This is a genomic window from Roseimaritima sediminicola (assembly GCF_009618275.1).
Classification (GTDB): domain Bacteria; phylum Planctomycetota; class Planctomycetia; order Pirellulales; family Pirellulaceae; genus Roseimaritima; species Roseimaritima sediminicola.
The window spans coordinates 1-21203 of sequence record NZ_WIAD01000008.1; the positions used below are offsets into that span (position 1 = coordinate 1).

Consider the following 21203-nt stretch of genomic DNA (forward strand, 5'->3'; position numbering starts at 1 on the left):
AGGCCCTCCCCGGGCCTAAGAGCCCGACCCTCCCGCTGCGCGGGAGGGTGTTGTCGCGGGGGTTCACCGAAAGATTCATGCCGACGTGCTTAGAACGCCATGGATTCTTTCTTTGTGGTAGTTGGAGTTGCGTAGGTAGCTGGTGTTGGTCGGGGGATTGCAATCCTCCCTCAGTATGGCGGAGCGAGCCGGCGGAAACCGTGAAAGAGGACGACGAGCAGGAAGAGCAGATTGCGAAGTAGCACGCCGAGCGGATTGATGGAGGGAGATTTCGTGACGGTGGTCGATTCTCCAGCGATCGTGTCGGCCAATGATTCGCTGAGTGAACGCATCCATGTTACGCTGCGAGGCCATTCCCACAGGCCATTCACCCACTCTTTGGGAACTCCCTCACCACCGACGCCAGCGCCAACGATGCCGCCGACGATCGCGGCGGTCGTGTCGGCGTCGCCTCCACAGCAAATGATTGCGGTCACGGCTTGGCGGAAGTCGCTCGGGTGTGACAGCCAAGCGTGGATCGCGACTGGAACAGTGTGGTAGGTGTATCCGGTGACGCCTTTGTCCAGCCCCAAGCCTTGAGCAAAATCAAGTGTGGATTCACCAGCCTGGACGCTCTGGATCGCTTTGCGAAGCAGATCCATTAACTCGACTCCATCGTCGCCGACTGCATCGACAACTTGATCGAGCCAAAGGTTCGCATCGATGGTTTCGTGATCCCGCGCGTGCTTCGCTGCCAACGCCACAGCAATCGCTCCGTACTCCGCTTTCGGATCACGGTGCGTCAGCCGTGAGGAGGCTCGCACCATTTCAAGCATCAGCCCCACGTCGTCAAACACCGCACCAAATATCGCCGCTCGCATCGCTGGGCCGTTGCCTGCGGAGAAGACGCCTGCGTTGGCGGGCCTCGCTCCCAACCAGAGTTTGATGCCGGCACGAGCGGTCGCTTTGCCAACACCCGCCGGCAGCGCCAAGATCCACCACCGCAACCGATTCGCGAAACGTTTGGTAAAGACGTCAACGTCGCCGCGAGCTTCGATCAACGACTGGGCCACCATGCAGGTGTGCTCGGTGTCGTCGGAGATCATGCCGCGCCCCATCAGGAACCGATAGCGATCGGGAGGCCCTAGTAGCCGAGGTGCTCTTTGCGGTGAGACGCCTTCGTAGGGTAAGCCGAGAGCATCGCCCACGGCGGTTCCCAAGATGCATCCGATGATGGCGTCGCGTTTCACTAAATCTTCTCCAGGACAGATCGTTGCGCTCGATTGAATTCAACTCCGGGACGGGTGGCCTGTAACAAAAATCGTTTTGGACAGATCGGCTCGGTGTTCTTCTGAACGGACCACCACAGTCAACGAAAGTGGATCGAAGCGAGGATCGTTGGTCAGCGGTACAACAGCCGTTCCGAAATCAGGGATCGACATGGGGCCATAGCCGGTGGCGAGCGTTGGTGATGAAATCGACTTAGCACCGAGCTGAACCGCCATCGCCAGAGCGTTGCGGATGGTTTGGCGGACCAGCTCAATCGACGAGTCATAGAAGGGATCAATCGCGACCGCGTGCAAGATGCACTCAAATGGTAGATTTCCCGGTTGGCTTCGCACTACCGTTCCGGCGGGCACTGCTGAAACGCCCCGACTCCTAAGGTACGAATGAAGTTCCTCCTGAATCGAAGGCCCGACCGCCGCGAGGATTGCTCCGTTCACGCCTCCCGATAGATTGAGCCAAGGGTTCGCTGTGGAAATCAAAACATCCGCGGCGAATTCCAAAACATCACCGACCTGAATGTTGATGTGCATTTGACGATCAGCTCCCCTGTTTACGTTTTTTCAAATTGCACGATGGCGATTCGACCTCGAAAGCTGACTTTTGCAAGTTCATCCTTCATCATATCGAGAACCGCGTCAGCCGACCCGCCCCCCGTGCCTGCACCAATCAGCGGCAGTGCGATGGAGTCGAACCCGCATTCCTCGGCCAATGCTAAGGCGTTGCGGCATGAATCACGAATTGATTTTTCACTTGAACGCCACAACATGCTGATGCCGGCCACGTGAATGATCCCTTTGAACGGCAGTTTCCCCGCACCGGTGAATACGGCTCCGCCAAGCGGGATCGGCCCGTGCTTTGCAAGCTGGCGAAACGGAGCGTACCCGCCGCGCCGCTTGATCGCCCCTGAAACTCCCTGTGGTAGTAACAACCACCAAGGAATGATGTTGCGATTCCAAGCGTTGACGATTACATCAACGTCTTGATCGAGAAGATCTCCTTTGACGACCTCCAAATTGCTCGCCAAAGAATTACCTCGGAAAAGTCAAGTAGTTTGTCGGCACTGCATCGACCAGCCAAACACCATTGGCCGACAAATAAAACTGGTGTCGGTCTTGATGCATGGCCCCAGCGTCGATACGGAGGATAACGGGTTTGCCTCGCCGCGAACCTACCTTGGTTGCCGTCGCTTCATCGGCTGACAGATGCACGTGATTGCGAGACCGCTTCTTCAGGCCACTGGCTCGAATGCTTTCAACAAATGCTGCAACCGTTCCGTGGTAGAGTGATTCAGGTGGATTCTGCTCCTCGAGTTTTAAATCGACGCCCGCAACCGAATGACCTTGGCTGGCGCGAATGCGGAGGCCATCGTCGCTCAGTGCAAACCGCTTCTTGTCGTTCGTCGCGACGACTTCGTGGAGCACTTCGAGTGTCAGCCTCGTGCCACGCTCATTTGCTGCCGCGATGAGTGCGTTGATGTCAAGCCAACCCTCCGCATCGAGCGTCATGCCGATGGCTTCAGGTTGATGCCTGAGAATGAGACTGAGGAATTTGCTCGTCGAAATGAGTGTTTGGTCGGTTTTCATTATGGCAATGTAGTGGATGAGGGCACGAATCCAAAGCTGCGGGACTCGTTGCCTCATCCACTACCAGCAAAATACGCCCGCGACGGGTGACTCCGCCGCGGGCGTTTATGGTTTACAGCAGGTTCACGACGCGATCGGCCAGGCCCTTCTCGCCGAGCACGATGTTCATGTTGCCGCTGGTGGCGATCGTTTGCAGGACTTCCAGCTCCCGCAGTCGCATCAGCGTGGGGTTGTCGGCCAGCAGCTTCGCCGTGTTGGCTTGGCTGCGCATCGCAGCGGTTTCCTCACGGCGTGAGATCAAGTTGGCCTCGGCCGCTTTCTTGGCCTCGGTCACCTTGTTCATTAAGTCCTTCATGTCGCCAGGAAGGATCACGTCGCGAATACCTACCGAGACAACTTCCAAGCCGAGCACGGTGGCGCGATCGCGGACGCTGGCCTCGAGTTCCTCGATCAGATCGTCCTTCGCGCCAAGGAACCCGTCGAGTTCGCGTGCGCCAACCGCAGATCGCAACGCGAGCTGCGTCTCTCGGTACAGCGACTGACGAGCGTCCGTCGAGGCGCTCACGGCGCGACGAGCATCCTTCACCACGTAAGTGATGATCGCGTTGATGCGCAGCGTTACCTTGTCGGCGGTGAAGATCTCTTGACCGCTCACGTCGATTTGCGACTCGCGCATGTCGAGTTCCACGACCCGCACATCGGCCGCCTCCTTCCAGAAGGCGTACAGACCCGGTGACAGTTCGTCGACATAGCGACCATCCAGAAACAAGACGCCAACGTGGTCGCGATCGACCTTGCAAACGTCGAGCCAACGAGTCGCGTCGTTCCCGCGAACAATGGATGCGAGATCCTGGTGCTCGAAACGAACGGTTTCGATCTCGACGACTTCGAGGCGAACATCACGCACGCCAATCCAGTAGGCGTACAGTCCCGGGCCAAGCACGCGGCTGAATCGACCATCGATCCACACCAACGCTCGCTGGTGGTCCTGCAAGTCGATGACCTCAGCCTTGCCGGCCAACGCACCCGACTTCACAATCACGTCAAGTTGCTCGTCGACCAGCCACGGATCTCGCTTGCTGGCGATACGAACCTCGATCTTGCCGAAACGGGTGAATACGAAGTGCGTTCCCGGACCGAGCAGACCCACGAATTCGCCGTCTCGGAATCGCAGCCCGACTTCGTAGCTGCGGATGTGAATCTTCTTGAACATGATACGTGGCGTAGGCTTCTAGCCTGCGTGAAGACAAGGGAAAATGACAGGCTGGAAGCCTATCCCACGGAGAAGGAGGCTATTGGGCAATCGATTGTTCGCTGAATCCCACGAAACCATCGCGGAAGTTGGCTCTGAACCATCGAGCGTGATCGGCATCCGCTGAATTGGAACCCTTCGGCTGGCCGTGCGGCCACGCCAAAACGTTCGTTTTCAGTTTCGTCCGATACTGCTGGATGATTCGTCTGCCGACCTGCAGGGCGAAGTCATCGTGTTGCCGCTGGAACCACCGCGTGGATTCGTTGCCTGATCCACTGCCGCGATCGTTCTTGCGGCTGATTCGGCGTAGCAATCGACTGCCCGCCAGCTTCATGGTGGACGCTTTCGCGCCCGGGAGCTTTGACTTTGCAGTCGAAGCGTTGGTGCGTGACGGGATTCGAACCCGTGACAGTCAGGTTAACAGCCTGATGCTCTATCCACTGAGCTACTTCCGCCGGTGTTCGTTTTAGAACCTGTCCACGGAACACGGGCCAGCGAACGCCCGAAGGCGTGAAAGCCCGCGCCGCCAGAACCCCACCGGCCGATCGCAGAGAGATAGAGTCATCTTGGCTTCGTTGGGTTCGCAGTTTCGTCAGCGCAAAAGAAACGCACGCACCGGGGTTCTCTGGTGCGTGCGGTTGAAAGACTGATTCATCAGGCAACGATTCCATGATGACAACTGAACTTCTGGAAGGATACACCCAACGCATCGATACGCTGCCAAGGGTGACCAGGCTGCGGTTGCCCAGCCGCCGCAAGGAAGCGGGGCGACGTGTCACCAAGACGGCAACTTGATTTGCATGGCGGCAGTCGCTTCGTCTTTGTCGAACTCAGCGGGATCAAAATCTCCATACCACTCGAGCTTCTCTTCGTGTTCTGGATGCTCAGGGTTGTTCACCGCTTGGACAAACTCATAGAAGCCCCAAAGGCCGCCAACGTCCTCTGGCGGGCACGCTCGTCTGCCGCCGGTGCAACGCGGGTAGCTAGCGCCGTCCGCTGGCCTGGTTATCTTTTCGAGAACCACGTTGTGCTCCCACCCGTCGCCGAAGTCGTACTCGTACCGCAGTTTGAGTTTGGTGCCATGTTGGGAGACCAGCTTGGCCACTGTGATGCCATCGTAGGACTCAACCCAGTCCGGGTCAGAGTCAGCACCACGCGAATCCATGTAGTACTGCTCGCCGATACGAAACTGGTGCAGGTGTGAATTGGTCCATCCCATCGCGGTTTGAATCAGCTGGTGCAACCTTGCCAAGCTGACATCTCTGGTCTCGATGCGTCGCCAAATGGGCGGTTTGGATCCGACCAGCGTTATCTTGAAAACGTAAAGATCCGTGCTCCGCTGGTTGGAACGTGCAACCGATCTGGCCAAACGGGTCGAACGTGCCGAGCGACGTTGCGACCGCGTGCTCACCCACCTCGTCTCGACGCGAGTGATCGTTCCACCCGACCATTGGGGAATCGTGGATTCGTCGGCCAAGATTTTGATCGAACGGGCAACACCCCGCTCGCGATGGATCAACGCCTTGCGCTGCAGCGTCTTGAGCATCTGATGTACCGATGGCGCAGACACACCGATCGCTTTGGCGATCTCTGATTCCGCTGGCGGCAATCCGAAGCCAACGGTGTAGGCATGGATGTAGGAAAGGTATTTGCCTTGCGTCGGTGTGAAATCAGGCATGGTTCATTGTCCTGGGCAGCAAAGAGTCCTGCATGTCGGCAATTGTCAAACCCTAGCGGGGACAAGCCACAAGCACAGCGACGGAAGTGTATCCGAGAGCAGGGGATAACACAAAAAAAGCCGACGTCGGTCTCGAAGACCAACGTCGGCTTTGGATTTTGCCGCGGATGACAGGCGGGATGCCTATCCCACAGAGAAGTTGCGGGGGCCGGATTCGAACCGACGACCTCGAGGTTATGAGCCTCGCGAGCTACCGGGCTGCTCCACCCCGCGGCGTTGAACGTGCTGCTCTCGTCAGCACTGCAGGAACTATCTCTTGTTCGTCCGGGTTTGTCAACCGCATCGAGCGCGGCTGGCATTTTTTTCTTGATCGCCCGCCGATGGCGGCCGCGCACACCGCGTTTTCCCTGCTTTCCGCAGCACCGGTGCCGCTTTACCGAGCTTTCAAAGCCGGGAATTTTACTTATTCGCTTGCCGTTCCCTATACTAGAACAAGTGTTCCTCGCCCGTCCTCGCGGTCGATCCGTCGGTCGAGGCGGCCGGGGGGGCGCTGTCGGCTGAGAAAGCTGAACTGCTTTGTGTTGGCTGGAACGGCTGGGTTGTGTTGGCTGGAACGGCTGGGTTGTGTTGGCTGGAAGGGCCGCTTTTCTTTTTGTTGCTTCGGAGGCCGCAGTTTTGGCCGGATCGCAATCTGACTCCGAACCGGAAGTCTACCGCCCGGCTGCCGCCGCTTCGAACCGGCCCGTAGCGCCTCCGCCGCCGTCCGCCCAGGGGGGCTATACGCCACCGCCTTCCGCCTCGGCTCAGCAAGCCCTGGAGCTGTATTCGCCCTCGAGCCGGCCGGCGTCTCCGCCGCCGGTTCGCTCCGTCGAGGAGCAGCCGCCTCCGCCACCAACTCAGACGCGGCCACCAGCGGTCCAGCGAACTCCGCCGCCGACACCGATCGCGAAAGATCCCGAACACGCGACCGGTCCAGCACCCCGCCGCTCGGTGCCTCCGCCGCCTCCGCCGGCCGTGACGCCGGTGGCGGTTCGCCCGCCGCGCGGGGCCGTGGCTGCGGAATCGGCCGCGGCCATGGCTCCCGCCACCGGAGTCGGCGCGGCCAAGGGGATTCGCTGGAAGGGTGAGCTGGGCGAAGTCGCCGAGGAAAGCGAAGCGACCGAGGAAGAAGCCGACCTGGTCGAAGAGACGCTTCGAGAAGCTCCGTCGTGGCTGATCTCGCTGGTTATCCATCTGATCGTGCTGCTGCTGCTGGCCTTGCTGGCCTCGCCCGCGGGCCAACGACTGGGCCGCGTCGTGCTGACCCTTGGCCCGGCATCGGAACCGTCCGACAGCGACGAACTGTCGGAGTTCGCGATGGAGGATCCGATGGACTCGATGGTCGAGTCCTTTGACGAACAGCCGGTCGACACGCCGGTGGAAGTCCCGATGCCCAGCGAAATTCCGGCGATCGATCTGCCCGAACCCGAAGCGATCGAGGCGATGGAAGTTCCGATCATGGCGGGAAATCTGCCGATCAAGCCGATGGTGACCGGACGCAGCGGAGCGATGAAGAGCGCGCTGTTGGCCGCCTACGGTGGTGACGAAAGTACAGTCGAAGCGGTCGAACTGGGACTTAAATGGCTCCAACGCCAACAGCGACGCGACGGGTCGTGGAGTTTGACCGGACCGTACATGGACGGAGCGAGCAGCGAGAACAAGGCGGCCGCCACCGCGATGGCGCTATTGGCTTTCCAGGGCGATGGCAATACGCATAAGTCCGGCCCCTATGCCAAGGAAGTCGAACGCGGCACCAAGTTTTTGCTCAAGCAACAGGATCGCGAAGGATTTTTTGCCAAGGGCACGCGCGTTCGTCACGCTCGCGCCTATGCGCAGGCACAGTGCACGATCGCCCTGTGCGAACTGTACGCGATGACCCAGGACTCCTGGCTCCGCGAACCGGCTCAGAAGGCGGTCGACTACGCCGAAGCGGCCCAGAGCGAGCTCGGCGGCTGGCGCTACGAGCCCGGCCAAGGGGCCGACCTCTCGGTCACCGGATGGTTCGTCATGGCGCTCGAGAGTGCTCGCAGCGGCGGTTTGGATGTGGATCCCCAAGTGATGTACAAGGTCGACGAGTACCTCGATACGGTCCAGGCCTACGACGGGGCGGCCTACTCATACCAGGCTCGAGGGACGCCCTCGCCGACGATGACCGCCGAGGGGCTGCTATGCCGGCAGTACCTGGGCTGGCAACGAGACCATCCGGCGCTGGTCGAAGCGGTCGAGACGATCGTCGCGAAATACAACTTCGATATCGACGAAGGCAACTACTACTACTGGTACTACGCGACGCAGGTGTTGCATCACTATGGCGGCAAGCCGTGGTCGTCGTGGAACGCGCGGATGAAGCCGCAGTTGACCGGCGCCCAGGTCCGTGCCGGTTCGGAAGCCGGCAGTTGGTCGCCGCAGGGCAGTCGTTGGGGCAGCTCCGGCGGCCGGCTCTATACCACGTGTCTGGCGATCTACTGCCTGGAAGTCTATTACCGTCACCTGCCGTTGTACGCGCTGAACCAGCCGCCCGCGGCCCCGCCCGCGCCGCGGGAACCCGGTCCCGATGATTTTATTCCCGGCGGTGGGTTTTGAATGGGGGCTGAGATTTGAGATTTGCTGACTCCAACGGAATCTATGTACGAACAATGTCGTTTTCTCCCCTCTCCCCCGAAGCTTGGCGAGCCTAAGCGAGTCAGGCTCCGGGGGAGAGGGGTTGGGGGTGAGGGGGAATGCAGAGCAGCAGCACCATTGCCGTATCTCGATGCGGTGCACGGCCCTGGGGATCGTACGACAAGAGCCATTGCGTTGCACCCGAGCCCCCTCACCCCCGGCCCCTCTCCCACCACTGCTTCACTCGCTGACGCTCGCGGCGCAGCGGGGGAGAGGGGAGAAAACGTTGCATTCTATCGCTCCGAGCCATACATAGATTCCGCCGGAGTCAGGAGATTTGAGATTCGTTTGGCGGTGGGAAATTTGCGGCATCGGCGGGCGATCTGATAGAACGAAGGAACGTTGCCGATGCCCTTTTCTCCTCGAGGAACAACCGATGGTTCCTAGCCGCTTATGGTGCGTTCTGGTTATCTCGCTGATCAGCTTGGACACGGGGACGTGGTCTGCCGGTGCGCAAGACGCTGCACCCGAGACCGGCGGTCGAGCCGTCGCGGTTCCGCATGCCGCGGCCGACGTGACGTCTGGCCCACAAGTCCGTCCGGGGGCCGGAGTCGCCGGTGGCGGAACGGTGGCGGACTTCACGCAGTTGATGGAGTTGATCCAGCGAACGGTCGCGCCCGAGACCTGGGAACAGCTGGGCGGTCCCAGCACGATGGCTCCCTACGCTGGCGGGATCGTGGTGGATGCCAAAGGGCTGGTCAAGGACATCGAAGTCGATCCGCATTCGGTATCGGTGGACGCGATCGCGGGCCTCCTGTCCGGGGACGGGGCCGCGACAGATGAACCGTCTTGGAAAGCAGCCTCGCCGATGCGCTGCGTGTCGCTGAAGCGGATGGCGGCGGAGTGGCGGCGGCGACAAATCCTGGGCTGGCCGCCGACTGAATCGCTGTACAACCTGGGCGGTTTGAGCCGAGTCGAGTACGTGGTGATCGACCGCAACGGAGTGGACATCCTTTTGGCCGGTCCGGTCGGCGGAATCGATTCGTCTGGGGGTTGGCCGCGGGATCGCAAGACGGGCGCTGCAACGCTGCAGTTGCCGGCGGTTGCGGCGGTCGTGCGATCCGCTGTGCAGGAGCAGCCATTCGGGTGCACGATCGATCCCAGCGATCAAGGGATCGCACGTTCGTTGCAAACCGCCGCGGCGATCCGCAGCGACGCGATTCCGATCGCCGATGCCGCTCAGGCCATGCAGCAGGCGCTGGGCCAGCAAGAGGTGACCGTCTTCGGTACCGCTGGCGACGGACCGCTGGCCTGGATGTTGGTCGAAGCCGATCGTCACATGAAACAATTGGCATTGGGAAAACACCCCATGCCCACGGGCGTTCCCAACTACTTGGATGTCATCACGCAAACGATCCAGCAGGGACCGCCCGATGGCCAACTGCTGCGACTGTGGTTCACATCCCAACCGGTCAAGATCCGCAGCGATTCCCGGCGGGAGGTGTTTCAGTTGTCGGGGCGCGGGCTGCGTCTGGTAAGTGAAGATCAGCGGCCGGATGCGCTAGGCGGTCGCCATGCGGCAAAGGTGGACCTGCGCAGCCGCCAGTTCGTCAAGGAATTCAACCGCAGTTTTCCGGCCATCGCCCAGCGGTACCCGATCTACAGTGTGCTGGAGGGTGTGTACCACGTGGCGGCCATCGCCGAACTGGCGCGGCACCAGCTCGGCACGGCCGCTTTCGAACAGGTCCTGGGTGGTCTGGCCGTGGACGCTAATGGCCATCTTGCGGAGCTGCCGGCGCCGCGAGTTGTTGAATCGATCGCGGTGATGCATACTGTCCGCCATCGCAATACGCGTCATCACGTGATCGTCGCCAGCGGTGGCGTGTCGGTCGATCCAGCCAGTGTCTGGACTGGCAAAATCGAGACCTACGACTCGCTGGCTTCGGCCCGACCCGACGACCGCTTTCGTCCCGCTGGTCGACATCAATGGTGGTGGGACGCAGCCCCATAAACCATGACAGGACAACATGACCGACGACAGCGAACTGGTGCATTCACGCCGCGTGGTTTGGGAACGAGAGCCGAGTCTCTGTGCGACCGAATGCCAGACCGCGCGGGGCACGATTCGGGTACGACGCGGCCGCTTCACCGAAGGAGCGTCCGCCGGCGTGGAACTGGTGGAAATCGATACCGGTGCGGTGCGAGTCATCGTGTTGCCAACACGCGGGATGGGCGTTTGGCAAGTCGAAGCGGGCGGCAAACGGTTCGGTTGGGATTCGCCGGTCCGCGGTCCGGTGCATCCGGCGCTGGTTCCCGTATTCGATCCCAGCGGCATCGGTTGGCTGGAAGGATTCGATGAGTTGTTGGTGCGGTGCGGGCTGGAGAGCAACGGCGCGCCACAGTGGAACGAGGCCGGCCAGCTGCAGTATCCGCTGCACGGGCGAATCGCCAACCTTCCCGCCGGCGACCTGCACGTTCACGTCGATGCCGAAGCCGGCACGCTGAGTCTGGAAGGCGCCGTCACCGAGGCTCGGCTGTTCGTCAAACGGCTCGAGCTGCGCAGCCGGATCACCGTCACGGCCGGCGAAGCCGCGATCGAAATTGAAGACACGGTCACCAACGGATTGTCCCGCCCCGCGACCGCCCAGATGTTGTATCACGTCAACCTCGGACCGCCGGTTCTGGGCGAAGGTGCCGAGGTGGTCGTGGCCAGCAAGGAAGTCCAGGGCAAAGACGACCAATCCAACGCAGAGCTGGATCGGTGGCAAAACATCGGCAAGCCGGAGAGCGGTTACGCCGAACGGGTTTACTTCGTGACGCCCCGCTGTGTCGAGGACCATTGGTCGGCGGCGATGTTGCGATCCGGCGATCGGCAACTGGGCTGGGGGGTCGAGTACGACACGCAGACGCTGCCGCATCTGGTGGTTTGGAAGAATCCAGCGGCCCTGGCCGACGGCTATGTGGTCGGTATCGAACCGGCCGCCAACTTGCCCAACACGCGAGACGAAGAGGCGGCCGCGGGGCGCCTGATCAACCTGGCTGCCGGCGGCAAGGCCGTGTTTCGTTTGCGGCTGCATCCGCTGGTCGGTTCGGCTGCGGTCGAACGATTCGGCAAACGAATGTCCGCGGCGGTGTGAGGGCTGCGGGCAGGAAGGCCGGTGGGCTGATTGCCACGGAGATGACAACGCGTTTCTGTCGACATACCTTTCCACGGGGGCGGTGGCGGATAGATGTCTGGAACAACCGTGACGATGCCACTTGGTTCACAGGCTGGAAGCCTATGCCACTCGGTTCACAGGCTGGAAGCCTATGCCACTCGGTTCACAGGCTGGAAGCCTATGCCACTTGGTTCACAGGCTGGAAGCCTATGCCACTCGGTTCACAGGCTGGAAGCCTATGCCACTTGGTTCACAGGCTGGAAGCCTATGCCACTTGGTTCACAGGCTGGAAGCCTATGCCACTGGTGTTCGGCGGATGCAGACCAGCGTTTTGTCATCGGGTTGGTCTTCGCTGCCGCGGTGCCGGGCCAGGGTTCGGTTGAGACAGCGAACGGTTTCCGCAGCGGTCCCAGGACAATCTTCGAAGGCCTTGATGACGCCGTCCATCCCGAACTCCTCGCCATCGGCGTTCATCGGTTCGATCAAACCGTCGGTGAACAGCAGCACCGCGTCGCCCTCTTGGAGCACGAAATCAAACTGGCGATAGGTCGTGGCCTCGTCGACGGCCAACGGCAATCCCGCTTCGCAGGGCAGCGCCGCAACGCGGCCGTCGGCGTGTCGCAGCAGGGGCGGATGGTGGCCGGCGATGGCGATGGTAAAGCGACCTTCGACCGGATCCAGTGGGTTGATCACGATCAACAGGCCCGTCACGAAATGCTCCAGTTCCTTGGTCGAGAGTTGTTCGTTGATGTAGGACAACACGTCGCCCGGGTTCTGTCGGGCGCCGTCGTAGGCATGCAGCACACTGTGCACCATGGCCATGATCACCGAGGCGGCCGGACCGTGCCCCGACACGTCGGCCAAAATGATCAACCAACTGGCGTTGTCATCGGGTGAGAGGTCATCGCGTAGTTCGCTGGGGATGAAGTCGTAGTAGTCGCCACCGGCTTTCTCGGGGGCGACATGACTGGTCGCGATGTCGAAGCCTAGGATGATGGGACTGCGATCGGGCAGCAAGGTCTGATGGATCTCGCCCATCTTGTCGATTTCGGCTTCCTTCTCCGCGAGCTCTTCTCGAAGCGCAGCGACTTCCGCCGCCAGTTCGTCGTCGGACTTGTTCATGGCTTGCAACCCCGTGTGTAAGGAAGTGGTGGTTCAACGCTGAGGCGCTGGGGCACTATCGCTGGCCGGCAAGCGCTAGAAGTCGTGCGCGCGGTTTCTAAAGCCTTGCGCGCGGTTCTTGGAACCATGCGTACAGCTTCGATTGGGCGATAGAAACCCAAGATAACCGATGGAATGTCCACCGCGGTAAGCCGCCAAAGAACGCGTGGCTTGGCATGCAATTCGCTGCTTTTCGGCTGCTCTTTTTCCTTCACCTGCGCTGTATCTCCTTTCGTTACAATGCTCTTTGACGATCCAGTGACGAGGCCGGCAGCGTTCCCTTTCCAACTAGGATCAACGGCTTGATGATCGAACAAACACTCAGCACCGAGGCGTTTCGCAGAGATGTACTGACCGGACTTGGACAGACACCGAAGATGCTTCCGTGCAAGTATTTGTACGACGAAGCCGGATCGGAATTGTTTGATCAGATCTGCGACTTGGACGAGTATTATCTGACTCGCACCGAGCTGGCCATCATGCAGGAACATGCCGGTTCGATTGCCCAGCAGATCGATCGGGATGTGATGTTGGTGGAATACGGCAGCGGCAGTTCGGTCAAGACACAGATCCTGTTGGACGCGTTGGTCGATCCGGTGGCGTACGTGCCGGTCGACATCTCCGAAGAACATCTGCTGCGGACCGCCGAGCGTCTGCGGTCGCAGTATCCCAAGATGGAGGTTCTGCCGGTCGTAGCCGATTTCACCCAACCTTTTGCGCTTCCCCAACCCGCCTCGCCGTATTCGCATGTGGCGTTGTACTTTCCCGGTTCGACGATCGGCAATTTTACCCAGGACCAAGCGTCTCATATCCTGAGATCGATGTCCCGCCTGCTGCAGCGTGGCAGTGGCCTGTTGATCGGAATTGATTTGCAGAAGGATGTCGGGGCGATTCTGCGGGCGTACGATGACGGCCAGGGCGTCACCGCACGCTTTAGTCTGAACCTGCTGAACCGCATCAATCAGGAGCTGGAAGCCGACTTCGATCTGTCGCGGTTCGAGCACAGCGCCGTGTACAACGACCGACAACACCGCGTCGAAATCTCGATCGTCAGTCGTCGCGATCAAGTGGTAACGATCGGTGCGGAGGAGATTTCGTTCGCACGCGAAGAACCAATCCTGACGGAGTATTCTCATAAATACACAGTCGACGGATTCGCCCGGTTGGCCGAACCGCACGGCTTTCAAATGCATCGCTACTGGACCGACGACGCCCAGCAGTTCGCGCTGTTGCACCTGGTGCTTGGGGAGGAAATGCAATGAGTACGGTTGTTTCACCCCCGCAGCAGCTCTCGAGCCAGTACCGAGGTGTTCGCGAGTTCACACAGCGGATCACCGCTTCGCTGACGCCCGAAGACTGCATGGTCCAGTCGATGGACGATGCCAGCCCGGTTCGCTGGCATCTGGCGCATACGACGTGGTTCTTCGAGACGTTCATTCTGAGATCCGACCCCCAGTACGAAGAGTACCACGAGCAGTTTCGTTATCTGTTCAACTCCTACTACAACAGCGTCGGCGAGCAGTTTCCGCGGCCGCGGCGCGGCACCCAGTCGCGTCCCGGTTTGGACGAGATCTGGCGGTATCGGCGGTACGTCGACGAGGCCTTGCTGGAGCGGATGCAGCAGCCTGAATTTGTGGAGCGGCACCGCGATACGCTGGTGGTGGGGTTGAATCACGAGCAGCAACACCAAGAATTGATCCTGACCGATATCAAGCATGCGTTCGCGACCAATCCGCTGCTACCCAGCTTCGAAGCACGGCCATTTGCGCCCGCTGCACCGGCGAGCGGTCGGTGGCATCGCTTCGGCGAGACGCACGGCCAGGTTGGGCATCCCGGCCGGACCTTTTGCTATGACAACGAACTGCCGCGGCACAGGGTGTTGCTGCCGGAATTCGGGATCGCAGCCGACTTGGTCACCTGCGGCGAGTACCGGCGTTTTATGCAAGACGATGGCTACCGCCGCCCCGAGTTGTGGTTGTCGATGGGCTGGGATACGGTCCAACGTCAAGGTTGGGACGCGCCGCTGTACTGGCGGCATCGGGACGACCGGTGGCAGATGTTTACCCTGGCCGGCCTCGTGCCGGTGGAAGACGACTGGCCGGTTTGTCACATCAGTTATTTCGAAGCCGATGCCTATGCCCGGTGGGCCGGCAAACGGCTGCCTACGGAATTCGAATGGGAGTACGCCTGTTGCCGTCTGGCCGCAGAGGATGAGGAGGATAGGACTGAATCGCAGGGCCAGTTTGCAGACGATCTCGTGCGGCAGGGCCACGCGCTTCACCCGACGCAGGCCGCCGGCGACATGTGCGGAACCCTGTGGCAGTGGACCGCCAGCGCCTACCACGCCTACCCGGGTTACCGCCCACCGCCCGGAGCCATCGGGGAATACAATGGCAAATTCATGTGCAATCAGTATGTACTGCGAGGCGGCAGCGTGGCGTCGTCTCGCGGTCATCTGCGTCCCAGCTACCGCAATTTTTTTCCGCCGGATGCGAGGTGGCAATTCTCGGGAATCCGTCTGGCCGAATAGGCGAACTGCCACAACGACGAACCTTTGATGAGTGAATCCGCACCGATTATTGCCTCCTGGCCCGACCATCAGCGAACGCCGTTGCGGTTCTGCTTTGTATCCGACCTCCACTGCTTCAGTGCCCGTTCGATGGTGCACCAACACGAGTGGTTGATCAACCGCGTGATCCAACGCAGCGACGTCTGCGTCTGGGGCGGCGACCTGTTTGATTTTCGCTGGAGTCAGGTCGGTCACGAAGGGGAGTCGATCGACGCCGCCCTCCGGTGGCTGCAGCGGTACTACGAGCGCTACCCCGAGAAACAGTTTGTGTTTCTGAACGGCAACCACGATGCGCACGGCCGGTTTCGAGAACGGCTGGACGAATGGTCAGAGGGCCGCGAGCGATTTCGAAGCGGCCTGGATGCGTTGGTCGCCGACGATACCTTGTTCTTGCACGGCGACGTGATCGAAGGGACGGGCAGCGATCAATGCTTTGCCCGCTACCGCCGTACCTGGCAAGACAAACCTACGGCGCATCCTCGGGCCAGCCGCCTATACGATGCGGCCGTCTCGGTGCGACTGCACCAAGCCGTGGCCATGACGGCGCACCGCCGCCGTCGTACCTGTTTGCGACTGGACCGCTGGCTGCATCGCCAGGAAGCGCCGTGGTCGGATTCGATCCGCCGGGTCGTCTTTGGGCACACGCACCGTGCGCTAAATCGTTTTCTGTTCAAGGGTAAAGAGTTCTACAACGCCGGTGCGGCGATCCGTCATGTCAACTTTCAGCCAATTGAGCTGATGTGTTTTGACGAGGACCAGAACGGTCGGCCCGACGGTTCCCTGTAGCGCCGGCAAACCAGCGCCACAGCGGCTGGTTCGCCGCCAGGCCCGCCCGCGCGAGTTCAGACTTGGCGGACCTGGACGGGCCAGTTGGCGGACGGACGCACGCGCAGGCGGACCAATTGGCGGATCTTTTCGCCGCCGCGTAAAGGTGGGACCTCGTCGTCGTCGCCCAGCAATTCGTTTTGATGGACGCGCGAGACACCGACCACCGGGTAGGAGACGCCGTGGTTGGTTTGAATGAACGGTACAGCAATCATCGTATCAGCTCGAGGTTTCGATAGGTTTTTGGGAAAGCGGCCGCGGTAGGGCCTGGAGTTCTGGTAGTCAAGAGGTGCAATCGCTGTGCCAAACGTTCAAAGGCGATGGCCGGTGGCGCACGACAAAAGGCCGTCCGGGAATCCCGAACGGCCTGATGCCGTACTTGTTTACGCTGCCGCGGGAAGCGGCGAAGCGGAGGTTAGCGCTGGAACAACCGCGTGGGTTCTTCGGCGGTCACCTTTTCATTGAGCAGATCGCTGGTCAGGTTGACCGTAAAGCGAACCGAATCGGCACCCGTACTTTTGGCTTCGACGCGGAAATCAGCGCGGTCGCCAGGGGCCATTTCCTTGACCGGTTCGAATTCGATGGTCGAACCGTTCTGGCTCTGGTTGGTCGGACCGTTGGCCGAAACAAATTCCAGTCCATCCGGCAGCTCGGCCGTCAAGCGAACGTTCTGATCGGGAGCATCGCCTTCGTTCCAGACGCGGATCGAGTAGACGACATTGTCACCCTTGTCGACCGGATCTTCATCGTCGATGACCATCAGTTGCATGGCCGGCAGGCGAACGACTTTAACGGTCGTCATCGCGGTGCTGGTCGCTTTGGCAGTGGCCTTTGCCTGATCTTCGGCAGGACCCACCGAGCAGACGTAGGTGGCTTTGATCTTGGTGGGGATCTCCGTCAGATCATTGGGACGCAGAGCGTACTCAAAGGCCACCGTCTGACCCGCTTCGAGGCGGTCGATCGTCAGCATTTCAGCTCGCATATTCGCCTGAGGATCATTCTGCTTCTGATCGTTCTGCTTCTGATCGTTCTGCTTCTGATCGTTCTGCTTCTGATCGTTTGCAGGCGTTGGCTGATTTTGGTTGTTGTTGCCCTGGTTGGACTGGCCGTTTTGCGAGCTCTGGCCACTCTTCATTTCGGGATCGCTGATGTTCACCAGGCGAGCGCCTTCGGGGACCATCACTTCGATCTCGACATCTTCGGCGGGCACGTTCCCGGTGTTCGTTACGCGGGCATCAAAGCGGGCCAGTTCGTCGCCGTACAGGCGGTTGGGTCCGCTCAGCTGGGCAGCCAGATCGGCGGCGACGACCTTGGTCGTGGTTTCTTTACTGCGCGAGCTCAGGTCGCTGTCCTGGGCCTTGGCCTGGGCGCGGCTGGAGAACTCACCGGCTTTCTTGGCGTAGACCCGAGCGACGAATTCACGGGTGTCGCCGGCGCCGAGTCCGTCGACGTTGAACTTCAGATCGCTTTCACCTTCGATGGTAGCCAGATCGCTGCCCAGCGAATCGGTGACTTCGATGGCGCCGACATCGCCGGTTCCGCCATTTTTCAGCGTGTAGCGCAGCTCGATCACTTCACAGCGATTGACTTTGTCGGGGGCCGACTTGGTCAATTCCAGCTGCGGCTTGACCACTTTGCTGGTCAGGCACAGAGCCGGGGTGTACGAGGTGACTTCGAGGCAACTTTTCAGTTCGCCTTCTTCGTCCGCGGTGGCTTTGACCTGGAAGGTACGGCTTTCACCGGGCTGCAGCATTTTGATCGTCATCTGTTTGCCGCCGCCTTTTTCCTCCGCAGCTTTCTTGTTTTGCTTTTGATTCTGCTGCTGCATCGAAACCGATTCGATGGTCAGGCCTTTGGCTTTGGCCTGCTTCAGCTTGACATTGTGCAGGACAATGTTGTCCGAGGTGTTCTTCACCGTCACCTGGTAATGGAACGATTCGCCGCTGCGAACCTCCTGGGGCAGTTCGGCCTGTACCTGAAGCAACCCGTCGCCGGTTTGGATCGAGTCCGCCGCGGACAGCGGTGCGGTGCACAGGGCGAGTAGGGCGAGGGTGCCGCCCAGGCCGCCGAGTACGGGCTTGAGGAAAGAAAGGTGTGTCATGGTGTCATTCTCCAATGTCGAGAAGCGAAAAGGGTCAACGGACGCCAACAAGGCGTCTCTTCACGACGGAGATCTTTTGCAATGATCGTGCCAACCGGCGGTGTGATCGACTCAACCGGCGCAATGGCACCCGGCACAGTATTTCTGCCGACCGGCCTGTTCACACGACTTCGGCGATCGTCTTGTCCTCTTGCAACGCCTCGTCATCGTCCAGGTGCGGGCGCTCCGCTTCGCCCAGGACCACGGCAAACGCATGGGTTGCCTCGAAGCCCGCCAGGACTTTGCGCAGGACAATCAGCAGAGGCACCGCGAGAAAGACTCCGGGAAATCCCCACAAGAAGCCCCAGAAGGCAACGGCCAAGAGGACCACGACAGGGCCCACACGGAGCGTCCGGCCGAGAATAGCTGGCGTTACCAATTGGCCTTCCACCGCGGTAGTCAACCAGAACGCCACAGCGGCCAATGCCGAACCAGCGATGGTGTCGAAGGATCCAGAGGCTGCTAGGAAGACGACCGCCGTGGCAGCTAAGGGGCCAACATAGGGGATAAAGTTGAACAGCGCCGCCAGAACGCCCCACAGCACGGGCGTCGGCATGCCGACCAGATACATCACGATCGTAACGGCCACGCCCAGGCCGGTATTGATGGCCGTGATCTGTGCCAGGTAGCGACCGACGCTGGCCTGGATGTCGCTAATCTTTTCCAGGACATTTTCCCGCGAGTGATGATCCGGTAGAACGCCCAGCATGCGATTCAGCAGATCGTCGCCGGTCGACAACATGAAGAAGGTCAGCACCGCCACGGCCACGATAAACGCCAGCCACTTGCCCGTCTGGTTGATCACGGTCGTCTCATCGATCAATGAGGGTTTCTCGTACGAGACCGTCAGCTTGGGTTCGCCTTTCTGCAGCGGTGTGGTGGCCTCGTCGATGGTTTCATCCGCACGGTCGATCGTGGTCAGCGGCTCGGCGATGGCGCTAAATTTCTCGCGTACCGTAATCAAGCTTTCCGGAGCCGCCTCGATCCACTTCTGGGCGGGCGAGTACAGCAGGGTCACGATCACGGCCAAGACCGAGAAAATTGCCGTGATCACCAGCACACTGGCCATGGTCTGATGAAGGCCGTATTGGCAGATACGGGTGACGAGCGGCCGGAGCGTCAGGTAAGCCAAGGCGGCGATCACGATCGGTACGAACAGATCGCTGGCCACATACAACACACCCATCACCAGGATCGCCGCGATTACGGTCACCACCACCGGTACCCACCGCTGCGCCTTGGGATGGCTGTGCGCAACAATCCCCGCGGGCTCTGCCGCGTTGCGGCGATCTGGATCGAGCATGGGACACCTGAAGACGAGTGGGAATGCCGAATGAGCTTTTCTGTCCGGGGGAAGCCTCATCAGCTGTGTGTGCGTGTGCCTGGAAAGCCATCCCAAAGGAAGACCATCGCAAAACGCTGTAGCAATCGTCGTACCACTGCGGCACATCGTTTGCACCCTCGCTGCTGGCATGTCGCCTAAACGGCTCAAGGAGTCGACAGGCCGTTATCATGGGAGGTTCACAACGCTGGCGTTGAGCGCACGATCACGAAGAAAACAGAACGATTCCGCTTGTTTGAAATTTTGTACAGATGGCATTCACCTTGATCATCGCTTGGCTGATCCTCCTTTTGCTGGCCGCATTGGTTGGCGGATCGTTGTTGAATCTAAGCAGCAGCCCGCACTGGTTCGTACGCGGTTGGGATTTTCCTCGCGTTCAGATTCTGGCGTTGGCCTGGATGTTGACGGGAATCTACTGGTTGCTCTGGGTGCTGGGCCCGACGGATCTGCCGCCGGCGTGGATCAGCCTGGCGATCGCCGTGGGGCTGACGCTGTGGCATGGCTTCCGCATCCTGCCCTACACCCCGCTGCTACCCAAACAATCCGTCGTCACGCCAGCGCACCTCTGTCGGTCGCCCAAACGCGACGAGCGTACGCTGCGGACGGTGATGACGAATGTGGAAATGGAAAACGACCAGTTCGATGTTTGGATGGACGTCATGCGGCAAGCGGACCCGGATATCCTGTTGGTCGTCGAAGTCGACCAACGCTGGATCGACGCGGTTCAGCCCTTGATTGAAAGCTACCCCCACCAGGTCATCGAACCTCGCGACAACTGGTACGGCATGATGTTGCTGTCCCGGTTGCCGATTGTGACCTACGAAGTGTTGCACTTGGTCCAGAAAGACATCCCGTCGATCGACGCCAAGATTCGCTTGGACGACGGAACACTGATGCGTTTTGTCGGAGTGCATCCGCGACCGCCCGAACCGGTCCGCGACAACGATGCCAAGCCGCGAGACGCGGAGCTGACCTTGTGGGGCGAGGAACTGGCCGAGGACGACGGGCCGGTGATCATCGGTGGCGACTTAAACGACGTCGCTTGGTCGGCCACGACGCGGCTGTTTTTGCGAGTCAGTGGGCTGTTGGACCCCCGGCGGGGTCGCGGCTTCTACAACACCTTCCACGCCGATCACTGGTACATGCGTTTTCCGTTGGACCACATCTTTCATTCCGCGCACTTCACGATCAGCAAGCTGCAGCGATTGCCCTTCGTCGGATCCGATCACTTTCCCATGCTGATCGATCTGCGCTATACGCCTTCGCAGTCCGATGAGCAGGACGTGCTGGAGACGAAGCAGGCGGATGATGAAGAGGCCGAAGTTCGCATCGAGCGGGCCATCGAGGACGAGGACCTGGACGGCGAAGCGGTAGACGAGGGCAAGCGCGAAAGCATTAAGGATGTGAAAACTGGCTGACGACGCTCGGTCAGTCTTGCCTGCGTGCTGGCCACCCCGCCGGCCCGGTGATGTGCTGGCCCGTCCGGAGGGGCGTGATCCGTCCGCCGAAGTGTAGACCCGCTCAACTTTTCTTGCCGAGCCGGTACAATGAACGCCGATCGGGAGTCGCTCTGGGCGTTGACTCTCTGA

The 21203-nt window shown here is 60.4% G+C and carries 19 protein-coding genes and 2 tRNA genes; 9 read left to right on the top strand and 12 right to left on the bottom strand.

Translation table 11 applies throughout. The annotated features are described in order from the left end of the window. Positions 1-170: 170 nt before the first annotated feature. From GE027_RS06415 to GE027_RS06435, 5 genes are all read right to left on the bottom strand, one after another. On the bottom strand, positions 171-1229 hold the full coding sequence (locus GE027_RS06415; protein WP_153556366.1) for an ADP-ribosylglycohydrolase family protein: 1059 nt from the start codon (positions 1227-1229) through the stop codon (positions 171-173). A gap of 39 nt (positions 1230-1268) precedes the next feature. Beyond that, the gene (locus GE027_RS06420; protein ID WP_153556367.1) at positions 1269-1796 is read right to left on the bottom strand and encodes a macro domain-containing protein; all 528 of its coding nucleotides are present in this window, start codon (positions 1794-1796) and stop codon (positions 1269-1271) included. Positions 1797-1816: 20 nt separating this feature from the next. Continuing rightward, a complete protein-coding gene (locus GE027_RS06425) occupies positions 1817-2290 on the bottom strand; it encodes a macro domain-containing protein (RefSeq protein ID WP_202617341.1) in 474 nt (157 codons plus the stop codon). 4 nt (positions 2291-2294) lie between these two features. Next, entirely contained in the window at positions 2295-2849 is a 555-nt protein-coding gene (locus GE027_RS06430; RefSeq protein ID WP_153556368.1) for an RNA 2'-phosphotransferase, read from the bottom strand. Between the two features lie 112 nt (positions 2850-2961). Further along, on the bottom strand, positions 2962-4062 hold the full coding sequence (locus GE027_RS06435) for a slipin family protein (RefSeq protein ID WP_153556369.1): 1101 nt from the start codon (positions 4060-4062) through the stop codon (positions 2962-2964). 187 nt (positions 4063-4249) lie between these two features. On the opposite strand from GE027_RS06435, the gene GE027_RS23565 reads away from it, so the two are divergent. Next, positions 4250-4372, top strand: a complete 123-nt coding sequence (locus GE027_RS23565) for a hypothetical protein (RefSeq protein ID WP_261344034.1) — start codon at positions 4250-4252, stop codon at positions 4370-4372. A 110-nt stretch (positions 4373-4482) separates the two neighbouring features. Here GE027_RS23565 and GE027_RS06445 read toward each other — a convergent pair. Then, a tRNA-Asn gene (locus GE027_RS06445) sits at positions 4483-4556 on the bottom strand. A gap of 217 nt (positions 4557-4773) precedes the next feature. Between GE027_RS06445 and GE027_RS23570 the strand changes: the two genes are divergently transcribed. Next, a complete protein-coding gene (locus GE027_RS23570; RefSeq protein ID WP_261344035.1) occupies positions 4774-4896 on the top strand; it encodes a hypothetical protein in 123 nt (40 codons plus the stop codon). Here the strand turns inward: GE027_RS23570 and GE027_RS06450 are convergent. Both GE027_RS06450 and GE027_RS06455 read right to left on the bottom strand, forming a co-directional pair. After that, a complete protein-coding gene (locus tag GE027_RS06450; protein ID WP_153556371.1) occupies positions 4877-5779 on the bottom strand; it encodes an IS1096 element passenger TnpR family protein in 903 nt (300 codons plus the stop codon). The genes GE027_RS23570 and GE027_RS06450 overlap by 20 nt on opposite strands. Before the next feature lie 199 nt (positions 5780-5978). Then, positions 5979-6052: transfer RNA gene (locus GE027_RS06455), tRNA-Met, on the bottom strand. Between the two features lie 402 nt (positions 6053-6454). Here GE027_RS06455 and GE027_RS06460 point away from each other — a divergent pair. From GE027_RS06460 to GE027_RS06470, 3 genes are all read left to right on the top strand, one after another. Beyond that, positions 6455-8401 carry a prenyltransferase/squalene oxidase repeat-containing protein gene (locus GE027_RS06460; RefSeq protein ID WP_202617342.1) on the top strand — a complete coding sequence of 649 codons (1947 nt, stop codon included), beginning with the start codon at positions 6455-6457 and terminating at the stop codon, positions 8399-8401. A gap of 454 nt (positions 8402-8855) precedes the next feature. Further along, a complete protein-coding gene (locus tag GE027_RS06465) occupies positions 8856-10430 on the top strand; it encodes a DUF1598 domain-containing protein (protein WP_153556372.1) in 1575 nt (524 codons plus the stop codon). A 16-nt stretch (positions 10431-10446) separates the two neighbouring features. Beyond that, positions 10447-11556: an aldose 1-epimerase family protein gene (locus GE027_RS06470; RefSeq protein WP_153556373.1), complete on the top strand. Its 1110-nt coding sequence runs from the start codon at positions 10447-10449 to the stop codon at positions 11554-11556. 315 nt (positions 11557-11871) lie between these two features. Here GE027_RS06470 and GE027_RS06475 read toward each other — a convergent pair whose 3' ends face one another. Continuing rightward, positions 11872-12699 (bottom strand): PP2C family protein-serine/threonine phosphatase, encoded by an 828-nt coding sequence (locus GE027_RS06475; protein ID WP_153556374.1) that lies wholly within the window; start codon positions 12697-12699, stop codon positions 11872-11874. Between the two features lie 416 nt (positions 12700-13115). Between GE027_RS06475 and egtD the strand changes: the two genes are divergently transcribed. From egtD to GE027_RS06490, 3 genes are read left to right on the top strand one after another with little or no spacing between them, the layout of a single operon-like run. Beyond that, positions 13116-14000, top strand: coding sequence for an L-histidine N(alpha)-methyltransferase (egtD, locus tag GE027_RS06480; RefSeq protein ID WP_237607341.1), 885 nt, complete (start codon positions 13116-13118; stop codon positions 13998-14000). After that, positions 13997-15268 carry an ergothioneine biosynthesis protein EgtB gene (gene egtB, locus GE027_RS06485; RefSeq protein ID WP_153556376.1) on the top strand — a complete coding sequence of 424 codons (1272 nt, stop codon included), beginning with the start codon at positions 13997-13999 and terminating at the stop codon, positions 15266-15268. Before egtD ends, egtB begins: the two co-directional genes overlap by 4 nt. 27 nt (positions 15269-15295) lie before the next feature. After that, complete coding sequence (locus tag GE027_RS06490) at positions 15296-16093, top strand: metallophosphoesterase (RefSeq protein ID WP_153556377.1); 798 nt, start codon at positions 15296-15298, stop codon at positions 16091-16093. A gap of 56 nt (positions 16094-16149) precedes the next feature. Here GE027_RS06490 and GE027_RS06495 read toward each other — a convergent pair whose 3' ends face one another. The 3 genes from GE027_RS06495 to GE027_RS06505 all read right to left on the bottom strand — a co-directional run bounded on the left by GE027_RS06495 (position 16150) and on the right by GE027_RS06505 (position 19575). After that, on the bottom strand, positions 16150-16347 hold the full coding sequence (locus GE027_RS06495; protein ID WP_153556378.1) for a hypothetical protein: 198 nt from the start codon (positions 16345-16347) through the stop codon (positions 16150-16152). Positions 16348-16547: 200 nt separating this feature from the next. Next, positions 16548-18233 (bottom strand): DUF11 domain-containing protein, encoded by a 1686-nt coding sequence (locus GE027_RS06500; protein ID WP_153556379.1) that lies wholly within the window; start codon positions 18231-18233, stop codon positions 16548-16550. A 160-nt stretch (positions 18234-18393) separates the two neighbouring features. Continuing rightward, positions 18394-19575, bottom strand: coding sequence for an AI-2E family transporter (locus GE027_RS06505; RefSeq protein ID WP_237607342.1), 1182 nt, complete (start codon positions 19573-19575; stop codon positions 18394-18396). A gap of 290 nt (positions 19576-19865) precedes the next feature. Here GE027_RS06505 and GE027_RS06510 point away from each other — a divergent pair, with 290 nt between their 5' ends. Beyond that, entirely contained in the window at positions 19866-21032 is a 1167-nt protein-coding gene (locus tag GE027_RS06510) for an endonuclease/exonuclease/phosphatase family protein (protein WP_153556380.1), read from the top strand. Positions 21033-21203: the final 171 nt, after the last annotated feature.